This is a genomic window from Methylobacterium sp. SyP6R (assembly GCF_019216885.1).
GTDB lineage: Bacteria > Pseudomonadota > Alphaproteobacteria > Rhizobiales > Beijerinckiaceae > Methylobacterium.
In genome coordinates this window covers 358,016-383,074 of the sequence record NZ_JAAQRC020000002.1, presented here as the reverse complement: position 1 = coordinate 383,074, position 25,059 = coordinate 358,016, and the positions used below count along the sequence as shown (strand labels likewise).

The 25,059-nt window shown below is 70.8% G+C and carries 29 protein-coding genes and 1 pseudogene; 10 read left to right on the top strand and 20 right to left on the bottom strand.

Annotation, left to right across the window (positions count from 1 at the left end):
* The first annotated feature begins 8 nt into the window (after positions 1 to 8).
* Both HBB12_RS31090 and HBB12_RS31085 read left to right on the top strand, forming a co-directional pair.
* Entirely contained in the window at positions 9 to 236 is a 228-nt protein-coding gene (locus HBB12_RS31090; RefSeq protein WP_236992958.1) for a hypothetical protein, read from the top strand.
* 296 nt (positions 237 to 532) lie between these two features.
* Positions 533 to 1,201: a DJ-1/PfpI family protein gene (locus tag HBB12_RS31085; protein ID WP_236992957.1), complete on the top strand. Its 669-nt coding sequence runs from the start codon at positions 533 to 535 to the stop codon at positions 1,199 to 1,201.
* 224 nt (positions 1,202 to 1,425) lie between these two features.
* On the opposite strand, the gene HBB12_RS31080 is transcribed toward HBB12_RS31085, so the two are convergent.
* Genes HBB12_RS31080 through HBB12_RS31065 form a run of 4 tightly spaced genes read right to left on the bottom strand, consistent with a single transcriptional unit; the run spans position 1,426 to position 4,520 of the window.
* The gene (locus HBB12_RS31080; RefSeq protein ID WP_236992956.1) at positions 1,426 to 2,208 is read right to left on the bottom strand and encodes an ABC transporter ATP-binding protein; all 783 of its coding nucleotides are present in this window, start codon (positions 2,206 to 2,208) and stop codon (positions 1,426 to 1,428) included.
* A gap of 14 nt (positions 2,209 to 2,222) precedes the next feature.
* Positions 2,223 to 2,933, bottom strand: a complete 711-nt coding sequence (locus tag HBB12_RS31075) for an ABC transporter permease (RefSeq protein ID WP_236992955.1) — start codon at positions 2,931 to 2,933, stop codon at positions 2,223 to 2,225.
* Positions 2,930 to 3,634: an ABC transporter permease gene (locus HBB12_RS31070; RefSeq protein ID WP_236992954.1), complete on the bottom strand. Its 705-nt coding sequence runs from the start codon at positions 3,632 to 3,634 to the stop codon at positions 2,930 to 2,932. The genes HBB12_RS31075 and HBB12_RS31070 overlap by 4 nt, the downstream gene beginning before the upstream one ends.
* 31 nt (positions 3,635 to 3,665) lie before the next feature.
* Entirely contained in the window at positions 3,666 to 4,520 is an 855-nt protein-coding gene (locus tag HBB12_RS31065; RefSeq protein ID WP_236992953.1) for a transporter substrate-binding domain-containing protein, read from the bottom strand.
* Between the two features lie 295 nt (positions 4,521 to 4,815).
* Here HBB12_RS31065 and HBB12_RS31060 point away from each other — a divergent pair, with 295 nt between their 5' ends.
* Positions 4,816 to 5,316 (top strand): GNAT family N-acetyltransferase, encoded by a 501-nt coding sequence (locus tag HBB12_RS31060; protein WP_236992952.1) that lies wholly within the window; start codon positions 4,816 to 4,818, stop codon positions 5,314 to 5,316.
* Positions 5,317 to 5,320: 4 nt separating this feature from the next.
* On the opposite strand, the gene HBB12_RS31055 is transcribed toward HBB12_RS31060, so the two are convergent.
* Both HBB12_RS31055 and HBB12_RS31050 read right to left on the bottom strand, forming a co-directional pair.
* Positions 5,321 to 5,968: a pyridoxamine 5'-phosphate oxidase family protein gene (locus HBB12_RS31055; protein WP_236992951.1), complete on the bottom strand. Its 648-nt coding sequence runs from the start codon at positions 5,966 to 5,968 to the stop codon at positions 5,321 to 5,323.
* Positions 5,969 to 6,116: 148 nt separating this feature from the next.
* Positions 6,117 to 6,701: a PepSY domain-containing protein gene (locus tag HBB12_RS31050; protein ID WP_236992950.1), complete on the bottom strand. Its 585-nt coding sequence runs from the start codon at positions 6,699 to 6,701 to the stop codon at positions 6,117 to 6,119.
* A 136-nt stretch (positions 6,702 to 6,837) separates the two neighbouring features.
* Between HBB12_RS31050 and HBB12_RS31045 the strand changes: the two are divergent.
* Positions 6,838 to 6,969: pseudogene (locus tag HBB12_RS31045) on the top strand (NAD(P)-dependent oxidoreductase); the annotation flags it as partial.
* A gap of 66 nt (positions 6,970 to 7,035) precedes the next feature.
* Here HBB12_RS31045 and HBB12_RS31040 read toward each other — a convergent pair.
* Positions 7,036 to 7,254 carry a DUF6894 family protein gene (locus HBB12_RS31040; RefSeq protein ID WP_236993535.1) on the bottom strand — a complete coding sequence of 73 codons (219 nt, stop codon included), beginning with the start codon at positions 7,252 to 7,254 and terminating at the stop codon, positions 7,036 to 7,038.
* 274 nt (positions 7,255 to 7,528) lie between these two features.
* On the opposite strand from HBB12_RS31040, the gene HBB12_RS31035 reads away from it, so the two are divergent.
* The 3 genes from HBB12_RS31035 to eutC are packed head-to-tail and all read left to right on the top strand — an operon-like array spanning position 7,529 to position 10,665.
* On the top strand, positions 7,529 to 8,395 hold the full coding sequence (locus HBB12_RS31035; protein ID WP_236992949.1) for a transglutaminase-like domain-containing protein: 867 nt from the start codon (positions 7,529 to 7,531) through the stop codon (positions 8,393 to 8,395).
* A 21-nt stretch (positions 8,396 to 8,416) separates the two neighbouring features.
* Entirely contained in the window at positions 8,417 to 9,796 is a 1,380-nt protein-coding gene (locus HBB12_RS31030) for an ethanolamine ammonia-lyase subunit EutB (RefSeq protein WP_236992948.1), read from the top strand.
* The gene (gene eutC, locus HBB12_RS31025; RefSeq protein ID WP_236992947.1) at positions 9,793 to 10,665 is read left to right on the top strand and encodes an ethanolamine ammonia-lyase subunit EutC; all 873 of its coding nucleotides are present in this window, start codon (positions 9,793 to 9,795) and stop codon (positions 10,663 to 10,665) included. The genes HBB12_RS31030 and eutC overlap by 4 nt, the downstream gene beginning before the upstream one ends.
* Positions 10,666 to 10,779: 114 nt before the next feature.
* Here eutC and fliP read toward each other — a convergent pair whose 3' ends face one another.
* The 10 genes from fliP to HBB12_RS30975 form a co-directional block, all read right to left on the bottom strand.
* Positions 10,780 to 11,577 carry a flagellar type III secretion system pore protein FliP gene (gene fliP / locus HBB12_RS31020; protein WP_236992946.1) on the bottom strand — a complete coding sequence of 266 codons (798 nt, stop codon included), beginning with the start codon at positions 11,575 to 11,577 and terminating at the stop codon, positions 10,780 to 10,782.
* Positions 11,574 to 12,065, bottom strand: a complete 492-nt coding sequence (locus tag HBB12_RS31015; RefSeq protein ID WP_236993504.1) for a flagellar basal body-associated FliL family protein — start codon at positions 12,063 to 12,065, stop codon at positions 11,574 to 11,576. Before HBB12_RS31015 ends, fliP begins: the two co-directional genes overlap by 4 nt.
* Positions 12,066 to 12,090: 25 nt before the next feature.
* Entirely contained in the window at positions 12,091 to 12,828 is a 738-nt protein-coding gene (gene flgH / locus HBB12_RS31010; protein WP_236993503.1) for a flagellar basal body L-ring protein FlgH, read from the bottom strand.
* The gene (locus HBB12_RS31005; protein ID WP_236993502.1) at positions 12,828 to 13,409 is read right to left on the bottom strand and encodes a MotE family protein; all 582 of its coding nucleotides are present in this window, start codon (positions 13,407 to 13,409) and stop codon (positions 12,828 to 12,830) included. Before HBB12_RS31005 ends, flgH begins: the two co-directional genes overlap by 1 nt.
* A complete protein-coding gene (flgI, locus tag HBB12_RS31000) occupies positions 13,406 to 14,542 on the bottom strand; it encodes a flagellar basal body P-ring protein FlgI (RefSeq protein ID WP_236993501.1) in 1,137 nt (378 codons plus the stop codon). The genes HBB12_RS31005 and flgI overlap by 4 nt, the downstream gene beginning before the upstream one ends.
* Positions 14,542 to 15,069, bottom strand: a complete 528-nt coding sequence (gene flgA / locus HBB12_RS30995) for a flagellar basal body P-ring formation chaperone FlgA (RefSeq protein ID WP_442919396.1) — start codon at positions 15,067 to 15,069, stop codon at positions 14,542 to 14,544. Before flgA ends, flgI begins: the two co-directional genes overlap by 1 nt.
* Positions 15,070 to 15,138: 69 nt before the next feature.
* Complete coding sequence (gene flgG, locus HBB12_RS30990) at positions 15,139 to 15,927, bottom strand: flagellar basal-body rod protein FlgG (RefSeq protein WP_236993500.1); 789 nt, start codon at positions 15,925 to 15,927, stop codon at positions 15,139 to 15,141.
* A 13-nt stretch (positions 15,928 to 15,940) separates the two neighbouring features.
* A complete protein-coding gene (gene fliE, locus HBB12_RS30985; RefSeq protein WP_236993499.1) occupies positions 15,941 to 16,294 on the bottom strand; it encodes a flagellar hook-basal body complex protein FliE in 354 nt (117 codons plus the stop codon).
* A 7-nt stretch (positions 16,295 to 16,301) separates the two neighbouring features.
* Entirely contained in the window at positions 16,302 to 16,718 is a 417-nt protein-coding gene (gene flgC, locus HBB12_RS30980; RefSeq protein ID WP_236993498.1) for a flagellar basal body rod protein FlgC, read from the bottom strand.
* Positions 16,715 to 17,095, bottom strand: a complete 381-nt coding sequence (locus HBB12_RS30975; RefSeq protein ID WP_236993497.1) for a flagellar basal body protein — start codon at positions 17,093 to 17,095, stop codon at positions 16,715 to 16,717. The genes flgC and HBB12_RS30975 overlap by 4 nt, the downstream gene beginning before the upstream one ends.
* 245 nt (positions 17,096 to 17,340) lie before the next feature.
* On the opposite strand from HBB12_RS30975, the gene HBB12_RS30970 reads away from it, so the two are divergent.
* On the top strand, positions 17,341 to 20,067 hold the full coding sequence (locus HBB12_RS30970; protein WP_236993496.1) for a heparinase II/III domain-containing protein: 2,727 nt from the start codon (positions 17,341 to 17,343) through the stop codon (positions 20,065 to 20,067).
* Between the two features lie 237 nt (positions 20,068 to 20,304).
* Here the strand turns inward: HBB12_RS30970 and HBB12_RS30965 are convergent, their stop codons facing one another.
* The 3 genes from HBB12_RS30965 to HBB12_RS30955 are packed head-to-tail and all read right to left on the bottom strand — an operon-like array spanning position 20,305 to position 23,473.
* A complete protein-coding gene (locus HBB12_RS30965) occupies positions 20,305 to 21,711 on the bottom strand; it encodes an FAD-binding oxidoreductase (RefSeq protein WP_442919395.1) in 1,407 nt (468 codons plus the stop codon).
* A 59-nt stretch (positions 21,712 to 21,770) separates the two neighbouring features.
* Positions 21,771 to 22,655 carry a dihydrodipicolinate synthase family protein gene (locus HBB12_RS30960; RefSeq protein ID WP_236993495.1) on the bottom strand — a complete coding sequence of 295 codons (885 nt, stop codon included), beginning with the start codon at positions 22,653 to 22,655 and terminating at the stop codon, positions 21,771 to 21,773.
* A complete protein-coding gene (locus HBB12_RS30955; protein WP_236993494.1) occupies positions 22,652 to 23,473 on the bottom strand; it encodes a GntR family transcriptional regulator in 822 nt (273 codons plus the stop codon). The genes HBB12_RS30960 and HBB12_RS30955 overlap by 4 nt, the downstream gene beginning before the upstream one ends.
* Positions 23,474 to 23,611: 138 nt before the next feature.
* On the opposite strand from HBB12_RS30955, the gene HBB12_RS30950 reads away from it, so the two are divergent.
* Both HBB12_RS30950 and HBB12_RS30945 read left to right on the top strand, forming a co-directional pair.
* A complete protein-coding gene (locus HBB12_RS30950) occupies positions 23,612 to 24,619 on the top strand; it encodes an ABC transporter substrate-binding protein (protein WP_236993493.1) in 1,008 nt (335 codons plus the stop codon).
* A gap of 75 nt (positions 24,620 to 24,694) precedes the next feature.
* Entirely contained in the window at positions 24,695 to 25,057 is a 363-nt protein-coding gene (locus HBB12_RS30945; protein ID WP_236993492.1) for a hypothetical protein, read from the top strand.
* Positions 25,058 to 25,059 lie beyond the last annotated feature (2 nt).

Genomic DNA, 25,059 nt, shown 5'->3' with positions numbered 1-25,059 from the left:
GGTGAATCATGAGCTACGAGCCGGCGGAGCGACGGGACGGGAGGGCGCCCGGCGTCGAGACGATCGCAACTGCCTATCTGGCGGCGGCGGGGGGCGATGCGGGCGTCGCCCTGCGCCGGGCGATCGCAGACGCCCTCGCCGATCTCGGCGAGGCCGAGCGGCGCACCCGCCAACAGGACCGGCTGATCTCGCAAGGCTACGTGCGGGCGGGGAGCAGGGACCGGTTCAGGCTCTGATACTAACGGCCCAAGATGGTGACGCATCGATTCGATCTCGGGCAAGCCCGAGATCGACGGGGCCGTTGACCCATCTCGAATTGTCGACACCACGCCCAGAAGTCCGGGACCTCGGGCTTGGCGAAAATTCGAGACTTGGCGAAAACTCGAGAACGGAACCAGAGGTCGTTTTCAACGGCCGTTGGTATGACACGGAACCCTGCCGGCCGACCGTCCTCGCCCATCGGACGGTCTGTTCCACCCTTGCAACCCATCTCCGCCCATACGATCCTACCGCCCCACCGGGAGGCTCGCCCTTGTCGCTCAGCTTCGGAATCCTCGTTTTCCCGCAGGTCCAGCAACTCGACCTCACCGGGCCCTACGAGGTCTTCGCCTCGGTGCCGGACAGCGCGGTCCACCTGATCTGGAAGAACGGCGATCCCGTGCCCTCGGCCACCGGGCTGCCCTTCGTGCCGACCGCGACCTTCGAGACCTGCCCGCCCCTCGACGTGCTCTGCATCCCGGGCGGCAGCGGGGTGAACGCGCTCCTCGAGGACGAGGCGGTGCTGGACTTCGTGCGGGCGCGGGCGGCGGAGGTCCGCTACCTCACCTCGGTCTGCACCGGGGCGCTGGTCCTCGGTGCGGCCGGCCTGCTGAAGGGCAAGCGGGCGACCACGCACTGGTACGCGCACGATTTCCTCAGTCATTTCGGCGCCGTGCCGGTGCAGGACCGCGTGGTGCGCGACGGCACTCTGATCACCGCCGGCGGCGTGACCTCGGGCATCGATTTCGGGCTCACGGTGGTGGCGGAACTCCTCGGCCGCGAGGAGGCCGAGACGGTTCAGCTCGCCCTGGAATACGCGCCGGCCCCGCCCTTCGAGGCCGGCACCCCGGCCGAGGCGCCGGAGGCGGTAGTGGCGCGGGCGAAGAAGCGGCTCTCCGGATCGCGGGCGGCCCGGGAGGCGATCATCGGGCGGATCACCTGACCATCTCGTCGAATGCGTTGATTGTTGACGAACGATATCGGGCAGGGAGAGATATCCTGCACTCCCACCTCATCCTGAGGTGTTAGTCGATCAAAGATCGACTGACCTCGAAGGAGGGCTCCAGAAATCGCAGTGTCTTCTGGAGCCCTCCTTCGAGGCCGCTACGCGGCACCTCAGGATGAGGTCGCGGGTAGCGGCTGGCGCAAGAGAATCAACCGCCCGCCTCACTCCCCCCGCGCCAAAAACTGCCGGAACCGCTCCGATTGCGGCGCGGAAAACACCTGCTCGGACGGCCCGTCCTCCAGGATCCGTCCCTCGTGCAGGAAGACCACCCGGTGGGCGACGTCCCGGGCGAAGGCCATCTCGTGGGTGACGACCAGCATGGTGCGGCCCTCCTCGGCGAGCGCCCGCATCACCCGCAGGACCTCGGCGACGCGCTCGGGATCGAGGGCGGAGGTCGGCTCGTCGAAGAGCAGGACGCGGGGATGCATGGCGAGCGCCCGGGCGATGGCGGCGCGCTGCTGCTGGCCGCCGGAGAGGTGCGCCGGGTAATGATCGCGCTTGTCGGCGATGCCGACCTTGGCGAGCAGCCCCTCGGCCTCGGCGATGCATTCGGATTTGGGGCGCCCCAGCACGTGGACCGGCGCCTCGATCACGTTCTCCAGCACCGTGCGGTGAGACCAGAGGTTGAAGCTCTGGAAGACCATGCCGACCCGTGCGCGGATGCGGTCGACCTGTTTCGTGTCGGCCGGCACCCGGCCGCCGCGGCGCGCGCGCCAGGCCACCGGTTCGTCGCCGACCACGACCTCGCCGGCCTCCGGCACCTCGAGGAGGTTGATGCAGCGCAAGAGCGTCGACTTGCCGGAGCCGGATGAGCCGAGGATCGCCACCACCTCGCCCTCCCGGGCCGAGAGCGAGACGCCGCGCAGGACTTCGAGGTGGCCGAAATGCTTGTGCAGGTCGCGGACCGCGACGGCCTCGGGACGGGTGGGCGAGGGGGCCAGCATGGCGGATTCCGGGGTCAGGCGGGGCGAGCCACCGGGCGCGGGCGCAGGTCCGGCGACAGCCAGGCCTCGGCGAGCCGCAAAAGCCCGATGATCACGAAGGTGAGGACGAGGTAGAAGGCGCCGGCGCAGACGAAGACCTCCAGCGCGCGGAAGCTCTGGGCGATCAGCTTCTGGGCGATGCCGGTGATCTCCATCAGCGTGATGGTGGAGGCGAGCGAGGTCGCCTTGACCACCGAGATCACCTCGTTGCCGTAGGCCGGCAGGGCCTGGCGGGCGGCGAGCGGCAGGGTGACGCGGCGAAACAGCAGGAGCCGCGGCATGCCGCAGGCCCGCCCCGCCACCAGGGCGCCATAGGGCACCGACAGCACCGCACCCCGGAAGATCTCGGCCGTGTAGGCGCCGGTATTGAGCGCCAGTGCCAGCAGCGCGCACCAGTACGGCTCGCGGAAGAACGTCCACAGGCCCCAGGCCTGGAGCGTGGGGCGGAACTGGCCGAGCCCGTAATAGATCAGGAAGATCTGCACGAGCAGCGGCGTGCCGCGGAACACGAAGATATAGAGGCGGGCGAGCCAGTCCGCCGGGGCGACACCCGAGAGGCGGCCCCACGCCGCGAAAGCGGCCAGCACGCCGCCGAGCGCCACCGAGCCGGCGGTGAGGCTCAAGGTGAGGGGCACGCCGCCGAGCAGCGTGCGGATGGTCGATTCGAGGAACGCGACGTCGATCATCGGGTCCCCCGGCGGGCATGGGCCTCGGCCCGCGAGAAACCCCAGGTCGAGAGCGAGGTGATGGCGAGGTAGAGGGCGCCGGCCGCGAGGTAGAAGGTGAAGGGCTGGCGGGTCGAGCCGGCCCCGACCTGGGCCTGTCGCAGCAATTCGACGAGGCCCGTCACCGAGACGAGCGCCGAATCCTTGAGCAGGATCTGCCAGACGTTGCCGAGGCCGGGCAGGGCGTCGCGGGCGACCAGCGGCGCCACGACCCGGCGCAGGATCAGCCCGCGATGCATGCCGACGGCGCGCGCCGCCTCGATCTGCCCGCGGTCGAGGGCGAGATAGGCGCCGCGAAAGACCTCGGCCTGGTAGGCGCCCGAGATGATCCCGAGTGCCGCGACGCCGACTCCGAAGGCCGGTACCCCGACGAAGCCGGTGACGCCGAACAGGCCTGCGATGTTGCCCAGGGCCGCGCTGCCGCCGAAATACAAGAGGTAGATCACCAGCAGGTCGGGCACGCCGCGCAGGAGCGTGGTGTAGCCGTCGGCGGCAAGCCGCAGGGGCAGGAGGCCGGAGAGCTTGGCGCTCGCCGCCAACCCGCCGAGCACGGCGCCGAGGAGGAAGCCGCACAGGGCGAGCGCCAGCGTGGTGCCGGCGGCGAGCAGCAGCGCGCCGCCCCAGCCGCCGGGGCCGAAGCCGAGAAGGGTGAAGGCGCTCACGCGGATCCGATCCCCGTCTGGTCCCGAGCCATCAGCTCTGCGGGGTCAGGTCCGCCTTGAACCACTTGAGGGAGAGCTTCTTCAGGGTGCCGTCGGCGATCACCGAATCGATGCCCTCGTCGAGCCGCGCCTTCAGCTTCGCCTCGCCCTTGCGCAGGCCCATCGCCACGCCGCGGCCGAGGATGCCGCCGCGAAAGCGGGGACCTGCCAGCATCACCGTGCCGGCGAATTCCGGCTTCTCGGCGGTGGCCCGGAGCGGCGCGTCGTTGGCGAAGATCGCGTCGAGGCGGCCGGCGGCGAGGTCGAGGTCGTGCTGCTCGGTGGTCTTGTACTCGCGCACCTCGACGGTGCCCTTAAGGTACTTGTCCATGAAGGCGGCGTGGATGGTCGAGACCTGGACGCCGACGGTCTTGCCCTTGAGGAGCGGCTTGATCGTGTCGAGGGCCTTCTGGGCGTCGGCCTCGTTCGCCAGGCTGAACTTCTCTCCGCTCAAGGGCAACTTGGCGAGCGGCCCGTTGCGGTCGACCGCGAAGCCCGAGGAATCGCCGCTATAGGGCTTGGTGAAGTCGACCACCTTCAGCCGGGCGTCGGTGATGGTCATGCCCGACATGATGGCGTCGAACTTCTTGGCGTTGAGGCCCGGCACCACGCCGTCCCAGTCCTGAGCCACGAACTCGCATTTCAGCTTGGCGCGGGCGCAGATCTCGCGGCCGAGCTCGATCTCGTAGCCGTCGAGGGTGCCGTCGGGCTTGGTGAAGTTGTAGGGCGCGTAGGCGCCTTCGGTGGCGATTCTCACCGTCGCCGGCACCGTGTCGTCGGCCCGGGCCGTCCCGGCGGTGCCGAGGGCGAGGGACAGGACGAGGGCGAGAGCAGACCTGATTGTCATTGTGGCGTCGTTCCCGGACCTTTGAGGCGTTCCATGCTCAGCTAACCCGCAAGGCTGGCCTCAAGGCAAGCGCCTGCAACTGGGATCCTGTGACCGCCATGATGCGAGCGGCATGCCAGCGACGGTTTGCACTTACAGCAGAGCGCTGCTATGGCGCCCGTCTCGGGCAATCGGGCCCGGCGCGGGCGAGACGCCCGCCGGGAGTGGACCGATGGCCCCGAGGGCAGAGGCGCGACGACGGATCGGGTGACCGCTCCGCCCATCCCATCCGACGCCTTGCCCCGAGTGTGCCTCCGTGACCACGCTTCCCCTCGTCATACGGCCCGAGACCCCGCGCGACAACGACGCCATCGAGCGCCTGCACGAGCGCGCCTTCGGCCCCGGCCGTTATGCCCGCACCGCCTTCCGGCTGCGCGAGGGCGTGTCCCATCTGCCCGATCTCTCGTTCACGGCGCTCGTCGGCACGCTGCTGGTCGGCTCGATCCGGGTCTCGCCGGCCCGGGCGGGTTCGAGCCCGCTCCTGGTGCTCGGCCCGCTGACGGTCGATCCGGCCTTCGGCAGCCGCGGCATCGGTGCTGCGCTGATGCGCGCATCCCTGGATGCCGCCCGGGCCGGCGGCCACGGCCTCGTCATCCTGGTCGGCGACGCGCCCTATTACGCCCGGTTCGGCTTCCGGGTGCTGCCGCCGCGCAAGCTCACCCTGCCGGGCCCGGTCGATCCGGGGCGGTTCCTCGCGCTCGAGCTGCGCGAGGGAGCCTTGGCGGAAGCCGGGGGCAGCGTCGTCGGCGGGGCCTGAGGCGTCAGCCCGGATCGGCCTCGCCGCGATAGGCATCGAGCGCGATCGTCCCGCCCTTGCGGGCAACTTCGCGGTCGTCGCCCTCCGGCAGGGCGCCCTCGAAGATGTCGATCCGCTTCCAGGCCGGGAACGGCTGGTGCCCGTCCGCGTCGGGCAGGTGCGGCGAGAGCGCAGTCCCCCGGCTCCGGTGGATGTAGCGGCCGCAATTGACGAAGATCGTGTCGACCGTGACCCGAACGACGTGGTCGGCGCCGGGATAGAGCGCCAGCAGGGCGGCCTCGTCGGCGAGCGTCGCGGTGCCGTGGATCCGCAGGCGGTGCGGGTTCTCGAAATCGATGAAGAGCAGGCCGATGCGGGGATTCTGCCCAAGGTTGCCGAGGGTCAGGAACATGCCGTTCCCGTCGTAGCTCGGGAAAACCAGCTCGCTCGGTCCGGTGATGCGCACGAACCCGGGCGGTCCGCCCTTGTAGGACACGGTCGGCTGGCCGTTACCGTCCACGGTGCTCAGAAAGACCATCGTGGCGCCGGCGATGAAGTCGCGCTCCGGCATCTCGAACGCGTCGTGTGCGTGCTCTTCCAGGCGGTCGGCGAGGCGGCGCGTGCCGTGCTCGTCCTGCAGACGCCGATGGCTCTCGCCGAAGAAGACGCTCATCGTTTCCCCCCTTTGACCTCGGCCATTCCCGACCGTTGCCCCGATTAGCACGGGGGCAGGGGAACCGTCGCACCCGCCTTTACGGCTCGGCGCGACGGGTCAGGGCCGGCTCCCCGTCACGGGGATGGGGAGCCGGTCACAGGTTTTCTTAGTCCTTCATGATCTGGCCATCCGGCCCGACCTTCACTTCCTGCTCACGATCCGCCAGCGCCACCTTGATCTCGTAGGCGACGGCCTTGCCGTCGCGCTCGACCTCGGCCTCGTAGGCCTTGCCGCCGCCGGCCTGCTTCTCGGCGATCACCAGGGCGTCCTTCAGGGAGACCTTGGCGTTGTTGAAGTCGGCGACTTTCAGGCGGGTGAAGTAGCGCTCGATCGGCTGGTTCTCGCTCTTGTAGAGTGCGCCGGTCTCGGCATTGATGCCGTGCTCGACCAGCTTGCCGTCCGGATAGACGACCTTGATCGCCCAGTGCATCGGGTTCTTGCCGTCGGCCTTCTCGAAGTCGGCGTCGATGGCGCGGCCGTTGCCGTCCTTCTGCTGGGCGGTGGTGATGGCATCGGCCAGGCTGACCTTGGCGAGCTTGGCGGCCTGCCACTCCTTCATGTCCTTCATGTCGCTCGTCGCGGCGGGGGCAGTGCCCGGCGCGGTCGGGGCGGTCGGCGCCGTGGTCTGGGCCAGCGCGAGGCCGGTGGTGAGGGCGAGGGCGCCGGCGGCGGCGAGGAAGCGGGTCAGCATCGTGGTCTCCGTGGGCGTGTGAGGCCGTCCATCCAAGGACACCGGAAACGCCGATCCGCCGACTTGGTTGCCCATTGGGCAACATGCTCTCGCAGGAGGCAGGGCCTGGATCGGAACCCACATACTCCCGTCCAGCTCTCAAGTACCGATGAAGCGCCCCGGCCAGCCGGTCGAGCCCGCGCCCGTCTCCGTGATGCTGGCGAGCGAGGAGGCGAGCGACGTCTCGGGCGCCACCGTGGCGGTGACCGGCGGCAAGCCGATGATCTGAGGCTTCGAGACGCCACTCCGGATCCTGCTCCGGAGTGGCGATGTCGCTATGGAAGAAGTGTCGGCCCTACGCGGCTGTCAGCGACACCCGGAACACCGTCCGCCCGGTCTCGTCGCGGACGTTCATGGCGAGGATCGCACCGGCGGACCGGGCCGGGTCGAGGGCGCAGGAGCGCAGGGCCTGGACGGCCTCGGCATGGGCGGCGCCGGCGTCGGTGAGCACCACGCCGATCGTGTCGCGGGCGTCCCAGGTTCCGGCATCGAGGTCGAAGAAGTAGCGGTGCACGGCGTATCCTCCCTGGTCGCTCCGGTCTTGCCGGGCCCGACGACAAGCGGCCTTAACGCAGGCTAAGCCAATCGAAGCAAAGACCGGGCCGCACTGGCGCGGCGCGCGAAACCCGCCGAATCGGCGCGGCTCTTGCGTGACCCTAGAGCGCTTCACGATCGCGTTGCAATCGCAAAGCTCTCTAGGTCTTTGATTTTGCCGCATTTTCTGCGACGAACCGGTATCCGCTTCGTCGGAAAATGCTCTAGCCCGCCGACGGGAAGGGTCTCAAGCCGTGCGCTACACTTTAGGTTGCCATCTCGCCTATGAGGTCGAGACCGAGACGGTCTTCATCTTCAACCTGGAGGTCGCCCGGCTGGCGCGCCACCACGACCTGCGGGAGACGCTGCGCCTGACACCCGACCTGCCCATGCGCCGGCACGAAGCGCCCGAGACCGGCAACCGCTACGTCGCCGTCACGGTGCCGCCCGGATCGTTCAGCCTCGACTACGCGGCGGAGGTAACCCTCGATCCCCATCGGGCCGATCCTGCCGGCATCGCCGAGACGCCGGTGAAGGACCTGCCCCTCGACATCCTGCCCTACCTGCTGCCGAGCCGCTTCGTCTCCTCCGACCGGCTCACGCCCTTCGCCCAGGCCGAGTTCGGCGATGCGCCCCCCGGCTTCGAGCGGGTGAGCCGGATCTGCAACTGGATCCACGATCACATCGCCTATGTGCGCGGCGCCAGCGACGAGGAGACCACCGCCGACGAGACGCTCTTGAAACGGGCAGGGGTGTGCCGCGATTTCGCGCATCTCGGCGCGGCCTTCTGCCGGGCGCTCGGCATCCCGGCCCGCTTCGTCAGCTGCTACGCCTACGGCCTGGTGCCGCCCGACTTCCACGCGGTGTTCGAGGCCTATCTCGGCGGCCGCTGGTGGCTGTTCGACGCGACGCGACAGGCCAATCTCGACGGGCTGGTGCGGATCGGTGTCGGGCGCGACGCGGCCGAGATCGCCTTCGCGACTCCCTTCGGCGAGATGAAGCCGACCGGCATGGAGATCCGCATCGATCGGGCCGACGGCGCGCCGGAGACCGGCGAGCGGACGGTAGCGGCGATCGCGACGGCGGACGACGGTCCTGACGCGGCGGACGGCCCGCGCTAGGTTCTCCACCGGAGGCCTCGCATGCGCTACCGTCACGTCGTCGGACCCCGGACCTTCGTCTTTTCCGATCTCGCCGAGCTGATGGCGAAGGCGAGCCCGCCGCGCTCCGGCGACCGGCTCGCCGGCCTGGCGGCGGAAAGCGCCGAGGAAGGCGTGGCGGCGCGCTGGTGCCTCGCCGAGGTGCCTTTGTCCGAGATCCTGGCCCGGCCGCTGATTCCCTACGAAGCCGACGACGTCACCCGGCTGATCCTCGACACCCACGATGCGGCGGCCTTCGCCCGCGTCAAGCACCTCACCGTGGGCGATTTCCGCGAGTTCCTCCTCACCGCCTCGCCGGAGATCCTGGCGGCGATCGCCCCCGGGGTGACGCCGGAGATCGCCGCCGCGGTGTCGAAGATCATGCGCAACCAGGACCTGATCCTGGTCGCCCGCAAGGCCCGGGTGGTCACGCGCCTGCGCAACACGATCGGGCTGCCCGGCACGCTGGCGGTGCGGCTCCAGCCCAACCACCCGAGCGACGATCCCGCAGGCATCACCGCCTCGATCCTCGACGGGCTCGCTTACGGCTGCGGCGATGCCTGCATCGGCATCAATCCGGTCTCGGATTCGGTGCAGGGGCTGACCGGCCTACTGCATCTTCTGGCCGAGCTGATCGAGCGCTTCGACATCCCCACGCAAGGCTGCGTCCTCACCCACGTCACCACGACGCTGGAGGCGATGAATCGCGGCGTGCCGGTCGATCTCGTGTTCCAGTCGATCGCGGGGACGCAAGCCGCCAATGCCTCGTTCGGCGTCACGCTCCCGCTGCTGAAGGAGGCGCACGAGGCGGCCCTGGCGCAGAGGCGCGGGACGGTCGGCGACAACGTGATGTATTTCGAGACCGGGCAGGGCTCGGCCCTGTCGGCCGAGGCCCATCACGGCATCGACCAGCAGACCCTGGAGGCCCGGGCCTACGCGGTGGCCCGCGCCTTCCGGCCGCTCCTCGTCAACACGGTGGTGGGCTTCATCGGCCCGGAATACCTCTACGACGGCAAGGAGATCATCCGAGCCGGGCTGGAGGATCATTTCTGCGGCAAGCTGATGGGCGTGCCGCTCGGAGTCGACGTCTGCTACACCAACCACGCCGAGGCCGACCAGGACGACATGGACACGCTGCTGACGCTGCTGGGTGCGGCCGGCGTGACCTATGTCATGGGCGTGCCGGGCGCCGACGACGTGATGCTGAACTACCAATCGACCTCGTTCCACGACCAGCTCTACCTGCGCGAGGTGATGGGACTCGGGCGGGCGCCCGAATTCGCAGCCTGGCTCGCCCGGATGGGGCTGGCCGAGGCCGACGGGGCGTTGCGGCCCGGCGGCGGTGCGCCGCTCCTCGCGGCGGCACCGGGGCTCGCGGCGTGAGCCGGGACGACGATCCGGCCGCGATCTGGCAGCGCCTCGCCGCCCTCACCCCGGCCCGCATCGCGCTCGGCCGTGCCGGTTCCGGCCTGCCGACCCGGGAGGTGCTGCGCTTCGGCCTCGCCCATGCCCAGGCCCGCGACGCGGTGCACACGCCCCTCGACGCGGACGGCGTGCGGGCCGGGATCGCCGCCCTCGGCTTCGAGACCCTGGCGGCGGCCTCGGCGGCGCCGGACCGGGCGACCTACCTGCGCCGGCCCGATCTCGGGCGCCGGCTCGACGCGGCCTCCGCGCAGGCGCTCGCCGCGGCCGCCGGCGATCCGGTCGATCTCGCGCTCGTGGTGGCGGACGGACTCTCGGCTCGCGCCGTCCACGAGGGCGCGGTGCCGTTTCTCGACGCGTTGAAGCCGGCGCTCGCCGGGTCCGGCTGGCGCGTCGCACCGGTGGTGGTGGCGACGCAGAGCCGCGTGGCGCTCGGCGACGCGGTCGGGGCGCTGCTCCGGGCCCGCGCCGTCGCGGTGATGATCGGCGAGAGGCCCGGCCTGTCCTCGCCCGACAGCCTCGGGATCTACCTCACCTTCGATCCGCGGCCCGGCCGCACCGATGCCGAGCGCAACTGCCTGTCGAATGTGCGGGCGGCGGGGCTCAAGCCCGACCTGGCGGCGTTCAAACTGCACTGGCTGATCGGCCAGGCGCTGAGCCGGCGGCTGACCGGCGTGGCGCTGAAGGACGAGAGCGACCGGCTGCTGGCGGGACCCGGGGAGAGGCCGATCGACGCTGCGCGCCCGAACCCTCCCCCCTCTGCGGGGGAGGGTACCCCACGGAGCGGGGCGGGAGAGGGGACGCCGCTTCCGGAGAGGTCGCGACTGTGATGAAGGGCGCCACCTGGAACAGCGTCGCGCTGCCCCTCTCCCGGCTCACTGCGTTCGCCACCCTCCCCCGCAGAGGGGGGAGGGTTGGAGCGTACGCTCGATCCCGAGACGAAGCTAGAAGAACGACCGGACCAGCCCGCTCACCAGCAAGTTCCATCCGTCGATCAAGATGAAGAACAACACCTTGAACGGCAGCGAGATCACCGTCGGCGGCAGCATCATCATGCCCATCGACATCACGATCGTCGAGACGATCATGTCGATGACGAGGAAGGGCAGGGCGATCAGGAACCCGATCTCGAAGCCGCGGCGCAGCTCGGAGATCATGAAGGCTGGGATCAGGATGCGCAGGTCGATCTTCTCGCCGTCCTGTGCCTTCGGGAAGGTGCGGCTGGCGAGATCCTGGAAGGTCTGGAGGTCCTTCGGCCGCACCTGGGCCGACATGAACTCGCGGAACGGGTCGGCGATGCGGGTGAAGGCCTCCTCCTCGGTGATCCGGTTCTCCTGGAGCGGGCGCACGCCCTCGTTCCAGGCCCGGTCGAAGGTCGGCGCCATGACGTAGAAGGTCATGAACAGCGACAGACTGACGAGGAACAGGTTGGCCGGCGTGCTCTGGAGGCCGAGGCCCGAGCGCAGGAACGAGAAGGCGACGGCAAAGCGCGTGAAGCTCGTCACCATCACGAGCAGCCCCGGCGCCAGCGACAGCACCGTGAGCAGCGCCACCATTTGCAGGATGCGCCCGCTCGCCGCGCCGTTGCCCGGCGGCAGCAGCGCGTCGAGGCCCGGGATGCCGGTGACGCTGCCCGCGGCGCCGCCTGCGCCCTGCGCCAGGGCGGCCCCGGCGGGCAGGAGCACGAGGGCGACGACCCCGAGAACGACCTTGAGACGCCGGCTCACGCGAACACCCTTCATTGCACCACCAGCGCCTCGACGATCAGCTCGCGGATCGCCCCCTTGGTGCGCAACGCGACGCGCTCGTTGAGGTCCTCGCGCAGGTGCTGGAGGCCGCTCGCCCCCTCGATCTGCGCCGTCGAGAGCGTGCGCAGGTAGGCGACGATGTCGGCCTTGATCTCCGCCACCGTGATGTCGGGGGTGGGCAGGCTGCCGGTCTTGAACACCACCGAGGATTCGAGCCGGATCCAGGAATCGGCCGGCTCGGCGAGGTTCGTCACCACCGAGCCGACGCTGCGCAGGGTGAGGTCGCCGGAATAGTTCAGGACCTTGGTGGCCTTCTCGTGCTCCTGGGCCTCGCGGGTCTTCTGGTCGACCGCCTTCTCGACGCTCGTCATCAGGTACAGGCCGAGACCCGCGCCGGTGCCGATCGCCACCAGGGTGCAGAGGGCGAGGGCGCCGATCCAGGCCTTTCCGCCGCCCTTCTTCTCGTCCTTCTTGTCCGCCATCGCGGGTCCCCCGGGTTCAAGGTCGTCAGAACGGCGCGACGGTCTCGAAGATCTGCTGGCCGAGGGTCGGCCCCTGCACGTCGGTCAGGCGGCCGCGGCCACCGTAGGAGACCCGGGCCTCGGCGATCTTGTCGTAGTCGATGGTGTTCTTGCGCGAGATGTCGCGCGGCCGCACGATGCCGGCGACGTTGAGCACGCGCACCTCGTTGTTGACCCGGATCTCCTGCGAGCCGCTGATCAGGAGGTTGCCGTTCGGCAGCACCTCGGTGATCACCGCGGCCACCGACAGGCTCAAATTCTCCTTGCGGTCGATGGTGCCCTGGCCCTTGGTCTCGGTGCCCGAGCGGATGCCGGTATCGGCGGTGGCCGAATCCTTCAGGCCCGAGACGCCGTAGCCGAAATCGAAGCCGAGGCTCGATTTCTGGCTGCGCGAGCGGTCGCTCGCATTGTCGAACTGCGCCTTGTCGTTGATCAGGATGCTGACCGTCAGCACGTCGCCGATGTTGCGGGCGCGGGGATCCTGAAACAGGTCGGCGCTCGCCGGCGTCCAGGTCGAGTGATAGCTGTGCCGGCTCTGGAGCGAACCGAAGGTCGAGGGCAGGGCCTCGCGCGGGGCGGAAAGCCCGGTGCCGATCGGCGTCAGGACCGGCGGACGGCCGAACTCGTCGAGCTTGCTCTGGCAGCCGGCCAGCGCCAGGCCGGCGGCCGCCAGGGGAAGCAGTCGGAGCGTCAGGAGGCGGCCGGAGGAAGCGAAATGGGTCATCACGATTTCTCGTTGTCCTTGCGGCGGCCGGCCTCGGCCATCTTGCGGGCGAGCGACGCGGCGCGGGACGCCTCCATCTCGGCGAGCACCGCGCTCGCCGTGCGGGCGTTGAGCTTCACCAGGATCGCCGCGGCGTTGTCCTCGGGCATGTTGGTGAGCTGGAGCGCCGCCGCGTCGGCGCGCATCTTGGCGTAGACCGCGACCACGCTCTCGTCGGCCTTAGCCAGGAATTCCTTGCGGCGCTGGACCACCGCCTCGTACTCGGCGCGCTTCTCCTCGAGGCGGCGGATGCGCTCCTCGACCTGCTTCTCGAGCGCGGCGAGCTGATCCTTCTGCCAGGCGAAGCGGGCATCGGCCGCCGCATCCGCGATGGTGGCGCAGTAGCCGGTCTTGGCCGGGTCCTTGGCCGCCCCGGCGGCGAAGTCCTGCGCCGTCGGCTCCTTGGGCGCGTCGCGGGCGGCGATGGCCCGCATCGCCGCATCCTTGGCCGGGTCGCTCGCCGCCCCGCCATGACCGTCGCCGGCGGCGAGCGCCGGACCGGCCAGCGCCAGCAGGAGGGCGGTGAGGAGGATCCGGGTCATTGGACGACGAGCTCCGCCTGGAGGGCGCCGGCGGTCTTCACCGCCTGGAGGATCGCGATGATGTCGGTGGGCTTCAGCCCCACCTGGTTGAGGCCGCGCACCAGGGTCTGGAGGTCGGAGCCGCCGAGCACCGCGAGCCGGCCCTGCTCCTCGCGGGCCGCCACCTCGGTGCGCGGCACCACCGTGGTCTGGCCGTTGGAGAAGGGCGCGGGCTGCGACACTTCCGGCGTCTCGGTGACCCGCACCGTGAGGTTGCCGTGGGTGACCGCCACCGTGGAGATCTGGACGTTGCGGCCGATCACCACCGTGCCGGTGCGCTGGTCGACCACGACCCGGGCCGGCACGTCGGGCTGGATCGTCAGGTCGCCGATCTCGGCGACGAGGCGCGGCAGGATCATGTCGCGGGGGCGCTGGAGCACCACCGAGCGCTGGTCGCGCGGGCTGGCGATGCGGTGGCGGAAGCGGCCCATCGCGTAGGTGTTGATGGCGTCGGCCACCATCGTGGCGGTCTTGAAGTCGGGGTTCTTCAGCTCGAAGATCAGCTCGGGCAGATCGCGGAACGCACCCGGCACCTCGCGCTCGATGAGCGCGCCGTTGGGGATGCGGCCGGCGGTCGGCACGCCCTGCGTCAGCTGCTCGGCTTGCCCTTGAGCCGAGAAGCCCGAGACCGCGAGCGGGCCTTGCGCCGCCGCATAGACGTTGCCGTCGCCGCCCGACAGGGGGGTCATCAGCAGGGTGCCGCCGCGCAACGAGGTCGCGTCGCCCAGCGAGGTCACCGTGACGTCGATGCGCGAGCCGGCGCCGACGTAGGGCGGCAGGTCGGCGGTCACCATCACGGCGGCGACGTTGCGAGTGCGCAGGCGCGCGTCGCGCACATTGATGCCCATCCGGTCGAGCATCGATTGCAGCGACTGCTCGGTGAACTGGGCGTTGCGCAGGGTGTCGCCGGTGCCCTGGAGGCCGGTGACGAGGCCGTAGCCGACGATCTGGTTGTCGCGCACGCCCTTGAGGCTGGCGACGTCCTTGATGCGGGCATAGCCGCCGCTGGCGATGACCGGCGCGGCGGCGCGGGTGGGCAGGACCGGCACCAGGGCCACGGCCAACGCGAGGGCGATGCGGAACGGGGCCCGCATCAGAAACCGCCGATCTTGATGCGGCCGTCGGCCATCACCGTGCCGAGCACGATGCGGTTGGTGTCGGTGTTGCGCACCCGGATGGTCTCGCCGAGGCCGCCATTCTGCAGCGGCGCCCCGACCGCCGTGATGACGAGGCCGTTCTCCTCGAAGATCATCTGGGTCGGCGTGCCCCGGCTCACGAGGCGGGGATCGTCGACGGCGTTGACCGGCACCGGCTCGCCCGGCAGCAGCATCCGGCGGGCGGTGCGCCCGACGATGGCCATCGGCGCGTCGATCACCGCGGCCCGGGCCCGGTAGGTCGTCGGGTAGGCCTGGAGCCGCAGCATCGTCTCCTTGATCGTGTCGCCCGGATAGATCGTCACGGTCGGCACCGGCAGCATCATCTCGGTGAGGGCCGAGGGCGCGTCGGCGGGTGACGACGGGACTGGCGCGGCCACGCCGAGGGCGGCCGGAAGACACAGGCCGACCAGGGCCGGGAGGACCAGCGCCAGGAGGAGACGGGAGTGCCGGAGGAGGGAACGCATGGGGGTGTCGCGCCGGGAGGAGGGGCGCCGCCGGGTCCGGCGGCGTGGCAGTCTCACCGAAAGATCGGCTTACCGGATGCCCTTGGAGATCGTGCCCGCCATCTCGTCGACGGCCTGGATCACCTTGGAGTTCATCTCGAACGAGCGCTGGGCGGTGATCAGGCTGGTGATCTCCTTCACCGGATCGACGTTCGAGCCCTCGAGGTAGCCCTGCTGGAGCTTGCCGTAGCTGGCATCGCCCGGGTTGCCGATCACCGCCGCGCCCGAGGCCGGGGTCTCGCGGTAGAGGCCGTTGCCGAGGGGCTCGAGACCCGACTCGTTGGCGAAGTTGGCGATGGTGATCGTGCCGATATTCTGTTGCGCCACCTGGCCGTCGATCTTGGCGTAGACCTGGCCCGACTGGTTGATGGTGATCTCGGTCGCGGTCGGCGGGATCAGGATCGCCGGATCGACCGTATAGCCTTCGAGCGTGACGAGCTGGCCGGTGGCGTTCTTGTTGAAGGCGCCGGCGCGGGTGTAGTTGATCTCGCCGCTCGGGCTCGTGATCTGGAAGTAGCCGCGGCCATTGATGGCGAGATCGAGCTGGTTGGCCGTATTGGTGAGCTGGCCCTGGCGGTGCAGGTTGCGGATCGCCGCGGCGCGCACGCCCAGCCCGAGCATCGCGCCCTCGGGGACCGCCTCCTGGCCGGACTGGTTGGGCACGCCCTGCTGCCGCTCGGCCTGGTAGAGCAGGTCGGTGAACTCGGCGCGCGCCCCCTTGAACCCGGTGGTGTTCAGGTTGGCGATGTTGTTGGCGATGACTTCGAGGTTGAGCTGCTGGGCGGACATGCCCGTGGCGGCGACGGCGAGCGCTCTCATCTGCGTAAGGTCCTCAGATCGCCATGCGGCTCAGTTCGAGATAGGCGGACACGACCTTGTCGCGGATGGCGACGGCGGTCTGCAGGCTCTGCTCGGCGGACATCACCGCCTCGACGACCTGCTGGGTCGAGACCTTGCCCTGGATGCCGGCGATGGAGGCGGCTTCGCCGGCGCGCAGATCGTTGCGCACGCCGCTCGCGAAGCTCGCCATGATCTGCCCGAAATCGGCCGGCGCGGCGCCGTCGGCACCCGGCATCGCGGCGCCGGACATCGGGGGCAGCGCGGCGCGCTGCACGGAGGCCGCAGCCTCGGGGCGGGCGGAAGCGGCGGCCCGGTCGAAGGCCGAGAGGGTGAGGGCCTCGATCATCGGATGCTCATGTCCTCAGGAGGTCGATCACGCTGGCCACCATCGCGCGGGCCTGCTTGATCACCTGCAGATTGGCTTCGTAGGAGCGGTTGGCCTCGCGCATGTCGGCCATCTCGATCAGGGCGTTCACGTTCGGCAGCTTGACGTTGCCGTTCTGGTCCGCCGCCGGGTTGCTCGGGTCGTGCTCGACCCGGAACGGGGTGTTGTCGGTGTCGATGTCGCGCACACGCACCGAGGCCGCACCGATCGCGCGATCGAGCTCGGCCTTGAAGGTCACGGTCTTGCGCGCATAGGGGTCGGCCCCCGGCGCGTTGCCCGTCGACTGGGCGTTGGCAAGGTTCTCCGACACCACCCGCATGCGCAGGGACTGGGCTTCGAGGCCCGCGCTCGCGAGACGGGAGGCGGCCAGCAGGGGGTCGATCACGATCCGCCCCTCACGGCCAGTTTCAGCATGCGGTCGAAGCTGCGCACCACCCCGATATCGAGGTTGTGCTGGCGCGAGACCTCGCTCGCCTTCAGCATCTCCTGCTCCAGGCTGACGCTGCTGGAGGTCTCGAGCACGTCCCAGCCGGACTTGTCGGGGCGCACCGGGACGCCGAGGCCGGGGGCGTGGAGATGGGCCTGCGCTGTCGTCGCCATGTCGCCGCCGGTGCCGGCGAGCACCTGGGCGAAGGATGCGACGTCCCGGGCCTTGTAGCCCTGGGTGTTGGCATTGGCCACGTTGCCGGCGATGGTCGACTGGCGCACCGACAGGTAGTTGCCGTGCAGCGAGGCGAGCTCGAACAGGTAGATCCCCGTCACGCGAACCCCTCCATGTCCGTCACTCCTTACCCTGTGCCGAAACGACCCGACGCCCGGGCCCTGCCGCGTAACGGAGGGTTTAGGAGCGCTACCTTGCCCGAGGCTGGCGCAAGCTTGCGGGGCCCGCGGGAGGGTCGCCCGGTGGGGATGCGCACGCAGCAGGCATCCCCGCGCCTTGACAGGGACGGCCACTCCCCGGCACTGCCGCGGGGTACCCGCCCGCACTCGTCCCCCCTCTCTCGCGCATGCTTCCGGCCCTGCTGCCCTCCGAGCCGGTCTTCCTCCCGGTCCAGGCCCGCTACGCGGGCGGGGCGGGACCGGGCACGCGCGAGGGCGAACACGCGATCACCGCCAACAACCGCTGGTCCCGGGTCCAGCTGACGTTTCGCCATCTGCCCGCGGAGGCCTGGTGCTGCCTGGAGGCCACCCTCGCCTGGACGGCCGAGGAGGAGGGGGGGCAGGCCCTCGACTTCCTCCTCGCGGGCTTCGACTTCCTGGCCGCCGACGGGTCGAGCCTCGACGTCGAGCAGGTGCCCGGCCTCGTCCGCACCCTGCTCGATCCGCACAGTGCCTGGATCGCCGGGCCGGCCTGCCAGCCCGCCGGCAGCGAGCTGGTGCGGATGGCGCCGTTGCGGGTGGCCTTCGGGGTGCCGCCCCAGGCGCGCGGCCTCGCCCTGACGCTCCGCTCCTGGCGCAACAGCGAAGGGGTCACGCTCGCCGAGCCGCGCCTGCGCCCCGGCATGCCCTCGAGGCCGGGCGCGTTCCGCCGCCGGCGCCTCGGGCCGCATCCGGAGCCTCTGCGCCACGGCCTCGTCCCGGGCCTCGGCCTCGTGGTGCGCGGGCAGATCCACGCTGCGCGGCAGACCGAGCACGCCGCGCGGGTGAGCCTCGTCTACCGCGACCGCGACGGGGCGGAGATTCCGCCGCCCTATCCGGGCACCGTCGCGGTGCCGGGTCTCGGCGCGAAGCCGGGCGCGGAGGAGCCGGGCGAAGGGGAGAGGCCGGCTCTTGGGGCGGCGATCAACCTGCCGGCCCAGCCGCAGGCGCGCCGCTTCACCCTCGCCCTGGAGCCGCCGCCGGGCGCCACCGCCCTCGATCTCGGCTTCTGCACCTGGGAGGAGGAGGGCGAGCGGCTGCCCGCCGTGGAGCTGCTCGGGCCGCCGGAAGTGGCGCTCGAGGACCGGTTCCGGCTCGAGAGCCTGTGCGGCGACGACCTCCTCGACGCGCCGGGCTTCCTCGCCCGCCTCTCGGCCCGGCTCGGGCGCGATCCCGGCGCCGAGGCCGCCTGGATCCCGGGGCCCGGGGAGGCGGGCGCCGCCGCCCTGCCGCTCGCCCGCGCCCGGTCCCTGCGATCCGAGACCGAGCGTCCGGTCGCCCTGCGGCAAGAGGGCGGCCTCACCTTGCGCCTCGCCGGCTGCCCGGACTGGACCCTGCCCGAGCCTCCGGATTTCCGCGAGGATCCGTTCCGCGCCGTGCCCTCCCGCGCCATCCCCTGGCGCCTCGCCTACCAGTCGCTGACCTGGCTGCTGGCGCTCGCCGAGGCGGCGCCGGCCCGGGCGCTCGCCCTCGCCCAGGCCTGGTCGCGGGCCAACCCCTGGGGCCAGCCGGCCGATCCGTTGAGCCTGCATCCGGGCGCCTTGCCGGCCCGGGCCGAGGTGTGGATCGGGCTCCTCGCGCTTCCGGGCGCCGGGGCGGCGGCGCCGGTCCTGACCGGGGAGGCGGTGCGGCACGGCTTCGCCCTGGCGGAGATCGTCGGCCAGAACACCTTCGGGCGGAGCCTGCACCAGCTCCAGGCCGCCGCGGCGCTGCTGGCCCTCGCCTCCGCCCTGCCGCGCCTGCCGTTCTCCGGCCACTGGGACGGGCTCGCCCGCGAGTCCCTACGCGACGGCGTGCCGGCCCTTCTGCCGGTCGACGGGCACTTCTCGGATTCCTCGCTCCACCGCCGCCTCGACCTCGTCACCCTCGGGCGGGCCCTGCGCGAGCCCCTCGGCGAGGCGGCGCCCGGCCCCCTCGTCGCCGCCCGGACCGAGGCGGCGCTCTCGGACCTCGCCGGCCTCCTCGATCCGGGCGGGCGGCTGCCGCCCTTCGGCGAGGTGTTTGCGGGCACCGACGATGCCGGCTGGATCGCCCGGCTGCGCGGCAAGGCCGGGCTGGTGGCGCAGCGCCCGACCGCGCAACAGGCCGCGTCCTCCTCGACGCTCCTGCCCGACGGCCTCTGCGCCCGCCACGACACCGCCGGACGCGGCTGGGCGCATTTCGCCTGCACCTTCGCCGAGACCTCGCCCCAGGGCCACGCCGATTGCACGTCCTTCGTCTACGCGGCGGGGGCGACGCGCTGGATCGTCGAGGCCGGAGGCTCGGAGCAGGTCGAGATCGGGGCGGCGCGCCACTACCTGCTCTCGTCCCGCGCCCACAACGTCGCGGTGATCGACGGCACCGAGCCGGTGGCCGGGCGCGGCCTCCACCGCGGCAGCCTGGCGCTGCCGGGCGCCGTCGCCCACGCGATCGAGACCAACGTGCACGGGCCGGGCGTCAGGCACCTGCGGGTCTTCGTGCTGCCGCACGACCTGTCGGGCCTCGCGGTGATCGACCGCTTCGCCGCGCAGGATGGCGGCCCCCTGACCTTCCGGGCCTTCGCGCAGCTCGCGCCCGAGACGCTCGTCGCCATCGAGGGGCCGCGCCGGGTCCAGGCCCGCCAGGGCGGCCGGCGCCTCGGCCTGGTGCCGTTCGCGATCGCCGGCCGGGTGGCGGGCCTCGACACCGTGATCGGCCGCAGCGAGCGGCCCGGCACCATGCAGGGCTTCGTCGTCCGGCCCGGCGTGCTCGAACCCGCCTGCACCCTGCGCTACGCGGTGACCGGCCGCGGCACGGTCTGCGGCGGCTTGCTGATGGCCGTGGACGGCCCGGCGGAGGATTCCCTCGCGCGGGTGCTGGCGCGGGAGGAACTGGCGCAGTTCCTCATGCAGGCGTGAGGGATGCCTTTGGAGTTTTTTTGATCGAAAAATTCAAGAATGCATCCCACCATCCACCTCATCCTGAGGTGCGACTGAAAGGAGCCTCGAAGGAGGGCTCCAGGAATCTCAGAGACATCTGGAGCCCTCCTTCGCGGTCAGCCGATCTTCGATCGACCGACACCTCAGGATGAGGTGAGATGGTGGAATATCGTCTATCATATCAGGTGCGATCGATGATCGTGATCGACTGGCGACTCACAGCACCTTGCCGGGATTGAGCACCCCTGCCGGATCCAAAGCCGCCTTCAGGCGCCGCATCAGGGCGATCTCGGCCTCGGAGCGGACATGGCCGAGCCACGGCTTCTTCGTCAGCCCGATGCCGTGCTCGGCCGAGACCGTGCCGCCGAACGCGCGCACCAGCCCGTAGACGACCTCCTGGATCGCGTCCTTCGGCTGCGGGTCGGCGCCTTTCAGCCCGGCGACGATGTGCAGGTTGCCGTCGCCGATATGGCCGTAGAACAGCGCGAAGGCGCCGGGCAGGCGTTCGGCCAGGGCCGCCTTGCAGGCCTGGACGTAGTCGTCCATCGCCGCCACCGGCAGGCCGATGTCGAAGGGCTCGTGCGGCCCCAGCACCAGCGGGAATTCCGAGCAGGCGTCGCGCACGCCCCAGAACGTCTTCACGTCGGAGAGCGAGCGGGACAGGACCGCGTCGGCGAGCAGGCCCGCCTCTCCTTGCGCCTCCAGCCAGGCCTCGAAGCGCGGCCCGTCGAAGGTCTCGTCGGTCCCTTGCGCCTCGATCAGGCAATAGGCGGCGTGGCCCGGGGCCAGCGGCACCCGCACCCCCGGCATGGCATGGACCGTCTCCCAGTAATCCGGCCACATCACCTCGAAGGCCGAGAGCATCGGACCGAGGCCCCGGCGGGCCGCCGCGAGGAGCCCGACCACGGAGTCGTAGTCCGGCAGGGCGCAGAGCGCCGCGAAGGTGCAGGCGGGCTTCGGGAACAGCCGCAGCACCAGCCGGGTGATGATGCCGAGCGTGCCTTCCGAGCCGATGAACAGGTGCTTGAGGTCGTAGCCGGCGTTGTTCTTGATCATCCGGTTGAGGCTGGTGACGATGCCGCCATCGGGCAGCACCACCTCCAGGCCGAGGATCATCTCGCGGGTCATGCCGTAGCGGATGACCCGGTTGCCGCCGGCATTGGTGGAGGCGTTGCCGCCGATGGCGCAGGAGCCCCGGGCCCCGAGATCGAGCGGGACCAGGAACCCGGCCGCATCCGCGGCCTCCTGCACCACCTGGAGCGGCGTGCCGGCCCACACGGTCATGGTGGCCGAGGCCGGGTCGATCGCCTCGATTCCGGTCATCCGTTCCAGCGACAGGGCGACCGAGCCGGGCAGCGGCCGGGCGCCCCCGCACAGGCCGGTGAGCCCGCCCTGCGGCACCACCGGCACGCCGTGGGCCGCACAGATCCGCATCGCGGCGGCGACCGCCTCGGTGGTGGTGGGCCTGACCACCGCGAGGGGGACTTGCGGCCCGAGGGTGCTCCAGTCGGAGGCGTTGCGGGCCGGCCGCCCGGCGCCGGAGAGGATCGTCTTCTCGCCCAGTTCCGCGACGAGGGCGGCCACCACCCCCTCGTCGCGGGACGCGTCCGGCATTGCCGTCATGCTGGTCTCCTCCCGAGGGGCGGCGTGGATCGCCGCTCGTCTCGATCGTCTTACAGGTTTTACGCTGCCGCGGCGCGGGACAGGCCCGCCATCTCCGCCGCGATGCGCCGCCCGATTCCGGCATCCGCCGCGACCAGCGGAGCGCGCACCCGGCCGAAGGCGGGTTCGCCCGTCATCGCCGCCATGGCGGACTTCAGTACCGGCACGAACGGCCCGCGGATCAGGCCGATCGCCGCCCGCATCGGCTCGGCGGCGGCGGGATCGGTGAACATCGCCCGCACCAGGTCGGGAACGAGGTTGGCCATGCCGCAGATCGTGCCGACCCCGCCCTCGGCGAGCGCCCGGCCGATATCCGCCTCGTTGCCGACGCAGACCGCGACCTCGGGAGCCGCCGCCCGGAAGGCCTGGAACTGGGCGAAATCGCCCGAGCTGTCCTTCACGCCGGCGACCAGTTGGCCGTAGCGCGCTCGCAGGGTCGCCACCGCCGCCGGGGGCAGGCCGACGCCGGAGGTCTGGGGGATGTGGTAGAGGGTCGCCCGCAACCGGTCGTCGCCGACGCCGTCGAGGATCGCCGCGAAGGCATCGACGATCCCGGCCTCGGTCACGTCGCGGTAGAAATAGGGCGGCAGCACCAGGGCGTGGGTGAGGCCGAGGCCGAGCGCCGCCTTGGTCAGCGCGACGCTGTCCGGAATCGCCGGATAACCGGTGCCCAGCCCGATCCGGTCGGCCGGGATGCCGGCGGCGAGCAGGGCCTCGACCGCCGCGAGGCGCTCAGGGCCTGAGAACGAGGTGCCCTCGCCGGTGGTGCCGAACGGCACCACGCCGTCGCAGCCCCGCTCCATCAGGAACCGGACGTGGCGCACGAGGGCGCCGTGGTCGACCGCGCCGGTCGCGTCGAGCGGCGTGGCGAGGGCGACCCACAGGCCGGTGATGGCGTTGCTCATGCGGTCCTCCGAGAGGGCGCTTCGCGCCCGTTTGAATGAGGGGGAGAGGGCGGTTCACGCCCGTTTGACTCAAGAGAAGAGGGCGGTTCACGCCCGTTTGACTCGAGAGAAGAGGGCGGTTCACGCCCGCTTGACTCAAGGGAATCGGGCGCCTCGTGCCGGTCGGCCTCGCGGCCGGTATCCAGCCCCAGCGCCCGGCGGCGCGAGGTTTCGAGGTGCCGGCGCAGGGCGGCGGCGGCCGCGTCGGCATCGCGCGCCTCCACTGCCGTCAGGATCGCGGCATGCTCGGCGAAGGCCGGCGGCAGCACCTCGGGCGAGAGCGCGACGCGGCTCTGCATGATGACCCGGATGCGGATGAGGTTGACCCGGTGGATCTCCGAGACGAGGCCGTTGCCGAGATGGGCGACGACCGCATCGTGAAACCCCCAATCCGTGGCTTGCGCCTCGGCGATCAGCGCCTCGGTGACGCCCTCCGCGGCCTCAGCGCTGATCCGCGCATGGGCGGCGCGCAGGGACGCCACCAGGGCGGCGGGCGCCGTGCGGGCGAAATGCGCCACCGCCGCGGTCTCGATGATCTCCCGGAGCTGGAACGCCTCGTGGACCAGCCGCAGGTCGACCGCCGCGACCTGCAACCCACGCTGCGGCAGGGTCGAGATCAGCCCGTCAGCCTCCAGCCGCGGGATCATCTCGCGCACGGCGCCGAGAGGCAGGCCGGTGAGCGCCACCAGCTCGCGCTGCGTCACGAAGGAGCCCGGCGCCAGGCGCCCGTCGAGCAACTGCTGGACGAAGGCGTCGTAGGCTTGGTCGCGCTGTTTCATGTCACCCAACTCTCACTGACATGTCAGTCTGTCAATCGCTAAAGGTTCGCTCAACATGCAGTGACCGGGCCGGGCGCCAAAGCGCCGGTCCGGATCGAGACGTGAACGGGAGCCGGGCATCCGGTCCGAGGAGGAACCATGACGACGATGCAGCGCGCGCCAGCCTCGCCTCCTTCCCGTTTCGGGGCAGGAGTGACGCGCGGACCGAAAGCCGCGCTCGCCGGGCTGCTCGCCGCCGTGCTGACCGGTACGATCCCGGACGCTGCTCGCGCCGAGGGCTTCGACTGGAAGCGGTATGACGGCCAGACCATCAACCTCGTCCTCACCGACCATCCCTGGAGCAACGCCATCCGGGAGATGGCGCAGCCATTCACCGTCAAGACCGGGATCAAGCTGCGCATCGCGATCCTCAACGAGGATCCGCAGCGCGCCCGGCTCAACACGCTGCTCCAGGCGAAATCCTCCGACGTCGACGTCTACGTCTCGCTCAAGATCCGCGAGGGTGCGGTCTACAACAAGGCCGGCTGGTACGCCGACGTCACCCCGATGCTGACGGATCCGAGCCAGACTGCGCCGGTCTTCGAGCTCGACGATTTCGGCGCCGGGCTGATCCGCAACGAGACGTTCGGGGGCAAGCTCACCGGCCTGCCGATCAACGTCGAGGGGCCGCTGTTCTACTGGCGCGAGGATATCTTCGCCAAGTGCAGCGTCGCGGTACCCGAATACCTCGAGGACATCCTGGGCGCGGCGCGCAAGATCAAGGCCTGCGATCCGTCGATCGATGCCTGGGCCGCTCGCGGCGTACGCAACGCCGTGCCATACCCGATGGCCGCCTTCGTGTTCAACAGCGGCGGTGGCTTCAAGTCGGTGGACGGAACCAAGCCCGGCCTGTGCCGGCCGGAATCGGTCGCGGGGCTGACGCTCTACACCGACCTCCTCAAGGATTACGGGCCGGTGGGCGCGACCAATCGCAGCTTCCCGCAGGTGGTCGAGCTCCTGGGCCAGGGCAAGGTCGCCATGACCCACGAATCCTCGAACGAATTTCCCAATATCATGAAGTATTCGGGCCGCGAGGACGACCTCGGCATCAAGCTGTTGCCGAAGGGGCGTGCCGGCGGCGTGTCGCAGCCGATCGGCTTCGGCTGAGGCCTGTCGATCTCCGAATATTCCCGCCGCAAGGGGCCGTCCTGGTACTTCCTGCAATGAGCGACCTCGCCGTCGATGCAGGCGACCCTGGTCGATCGCGGCGTGGCACCTTCGCGCAGTTCCGTCTTCGAGGGCGAGGGGATGCGGGCCTGGGCGAGCCAGAAGCCGGTGCGCCGGCAATGGGTCGCGGCGGTGAGCGAGATCAGCCGCCGCGGCACCGGCGACTACGCCTCGCCGACCGACCGGGTGCCGGAGACCCGCGAGATCATCGGCCGGGCGGCGCAGAAGGTGGTCCTCGGCCAGAAGACGCCGCAGCAGGCCGCCTGCGACGCCGACGCGGCGCTGTTGAAGCTGCAACAGCAGGATCCGCCGCGTCTCGGCTACGCGATCGGTCGTGTCGCGATAGCCGACCCCTTCCCACCCTCGACCTCATCCTGAGG

Bases quoted from the DNA above. Each gene is read 5' to 3' on its own strand.
- HBB12_RS31075 (WP_236992955.1), bottom strand. From the start codon at position 2,933: ATGATCGACGTCGCGTTCCTCGAATCGACCATCCGCACGCTGCTCGGC.
- HBB12_RS31005 (WP_236993502.1), bottom strand. From the start codon at position 13,409: ATGACCCGGATCCTCCTCACCGCCCTCCTGCTGGCGCTGGCCGGTCCG.
- HBB12_RS31065 (WP_236992953.1), bottom strand. From the start codon at position 4,520: ATGACAATCAGGTCTGCTCTCGCCCTCGTCCTGTCCCTCGCCCTCGGC.
- HBB12_RS31055 (WP_236992951.1), bottom strand. From the start codon at position 5,968: ATGAGCGTCTTCTTCGGCGAGAGCCATCGGCGTCTGCAGGACGAGCAC.
- HBB12_RS31090 (WP_236992958.1), top strand. From the start codon at position 9: ATGAGCTACGAGCCGGCGGAGCGACGGGACGGGAGGGCGCCCGGCGTC.
- flgH (WP_236993503.1), bottom strand. From the start codon at position 12,828: ATGACCCATTTCGCTTCCTCCGGCCGCCTCCTGACGCTCCGACTGCTT.
- HBB12_RS31080 (WP_236992956.1), bottom strand. From the start codon at position 2,208: ATGCTGGCCCCCTCGCCCACCCGTCCCGAGGCCGTCGCGGTCCGCGAC.
- HBB12_RS30960 (WP_236993495.1), bottom strand. From the start codon at position 22,655: ATGAGCAACGCCATCACCGGCCTGTGGGTCGCCCTCGCCACGCCGCTC.
- HBB12_RS30955 (WP_236993494.1), bottom strand. From the start codon at position 23,473: ATGAAACAGCGCGACCAAGCCTACGACGCCTTCGTCCAGCAGTTGCTC.
- HBB12_RS30965 (WP_442919395.1), bottom strand. From the start codon at position 21,711: ATGACGGCAATGCCGGACGCGTCCCGCGACGAGGGGGTGGTGGCCGCC.
- HBB12_RS30970 (WP_236993496.1), top strand. From the start codon at position 17,341: ATGCTTCCGGCCCTGCTGCCCTCCGAGCCGGTCTTCCTCCCGGTCCAG.
- flgA (WP_442919396.1), bottom strand. From the start codon at position 15,069: ATGCGTTCCCTCCTCCGGCACTCCCGTCTCCTCCTGGCGCTGGTCCTC.
- flgG (WP_236993500.1), bottom strand. From the start codon at position 15,927: ATGAGAGCGCTCGCCGTCGCCGCCACGGGCATGTCCGCCCAGCAGCTC.
- fliP (WP_236992946.1), bottom strand. From the start codon at position 11,577: ATGAAGGGTGTTCGCGTGAGCCGGCGTCTCAAGGTCGTTCTCGGGGTC.
- flgI (WP_236993501.1), bottom strand. From the start codon at position 14,542: ATGCGGGCCCCGTTCCGCATCGCCCTCGCGTTGGCCGTGGCCCTGGTG.
- HBB12_RS31050 (WP_236992950.1), bottom strand. From the start codon at position 6,701: ATGCTGACCCGCTTCCTCGCCGCCGCCGGCGCCCTCGCCCTCACCACC.
- HBB12_RS31030 (WP_236992948.1), top strand. From the start codon at position 8,417: ATGCGCTACCGTCACGTCGTCGGACCCCGGACCTTCGTCTTTTCCGAT.
- HBB12_RS30945 (WP_236993492.1), top strand. From the start codon at position 24,695: ATGCAGGCGACCCTGGTCGATCGCGGCGTGGCACCTTCGCGCAGTTCC.
- HBB12_RS30950 (WP_236993493.1), top strand. From the start codon at position 23,612: ATGACGACGATGCAGCGCGCGCCAGCCTCGCCTCCTTCCCGTTTCGGG.
- fliE (WP_236993499.1), bottom strand. From the start codon at position 16,294: ATGATCGAGGCCCTCACCCTCTCGGCCTTCGACCGGGCCGCCGCTTCC.
- HBB12_RS31015 (WP_236993504.1), bottom strand. From the start codon at position 12,065: ATGGCGGACAAGAAGGACGAGAAGAAGGGCGGCGGAAAGGCCTGGATC.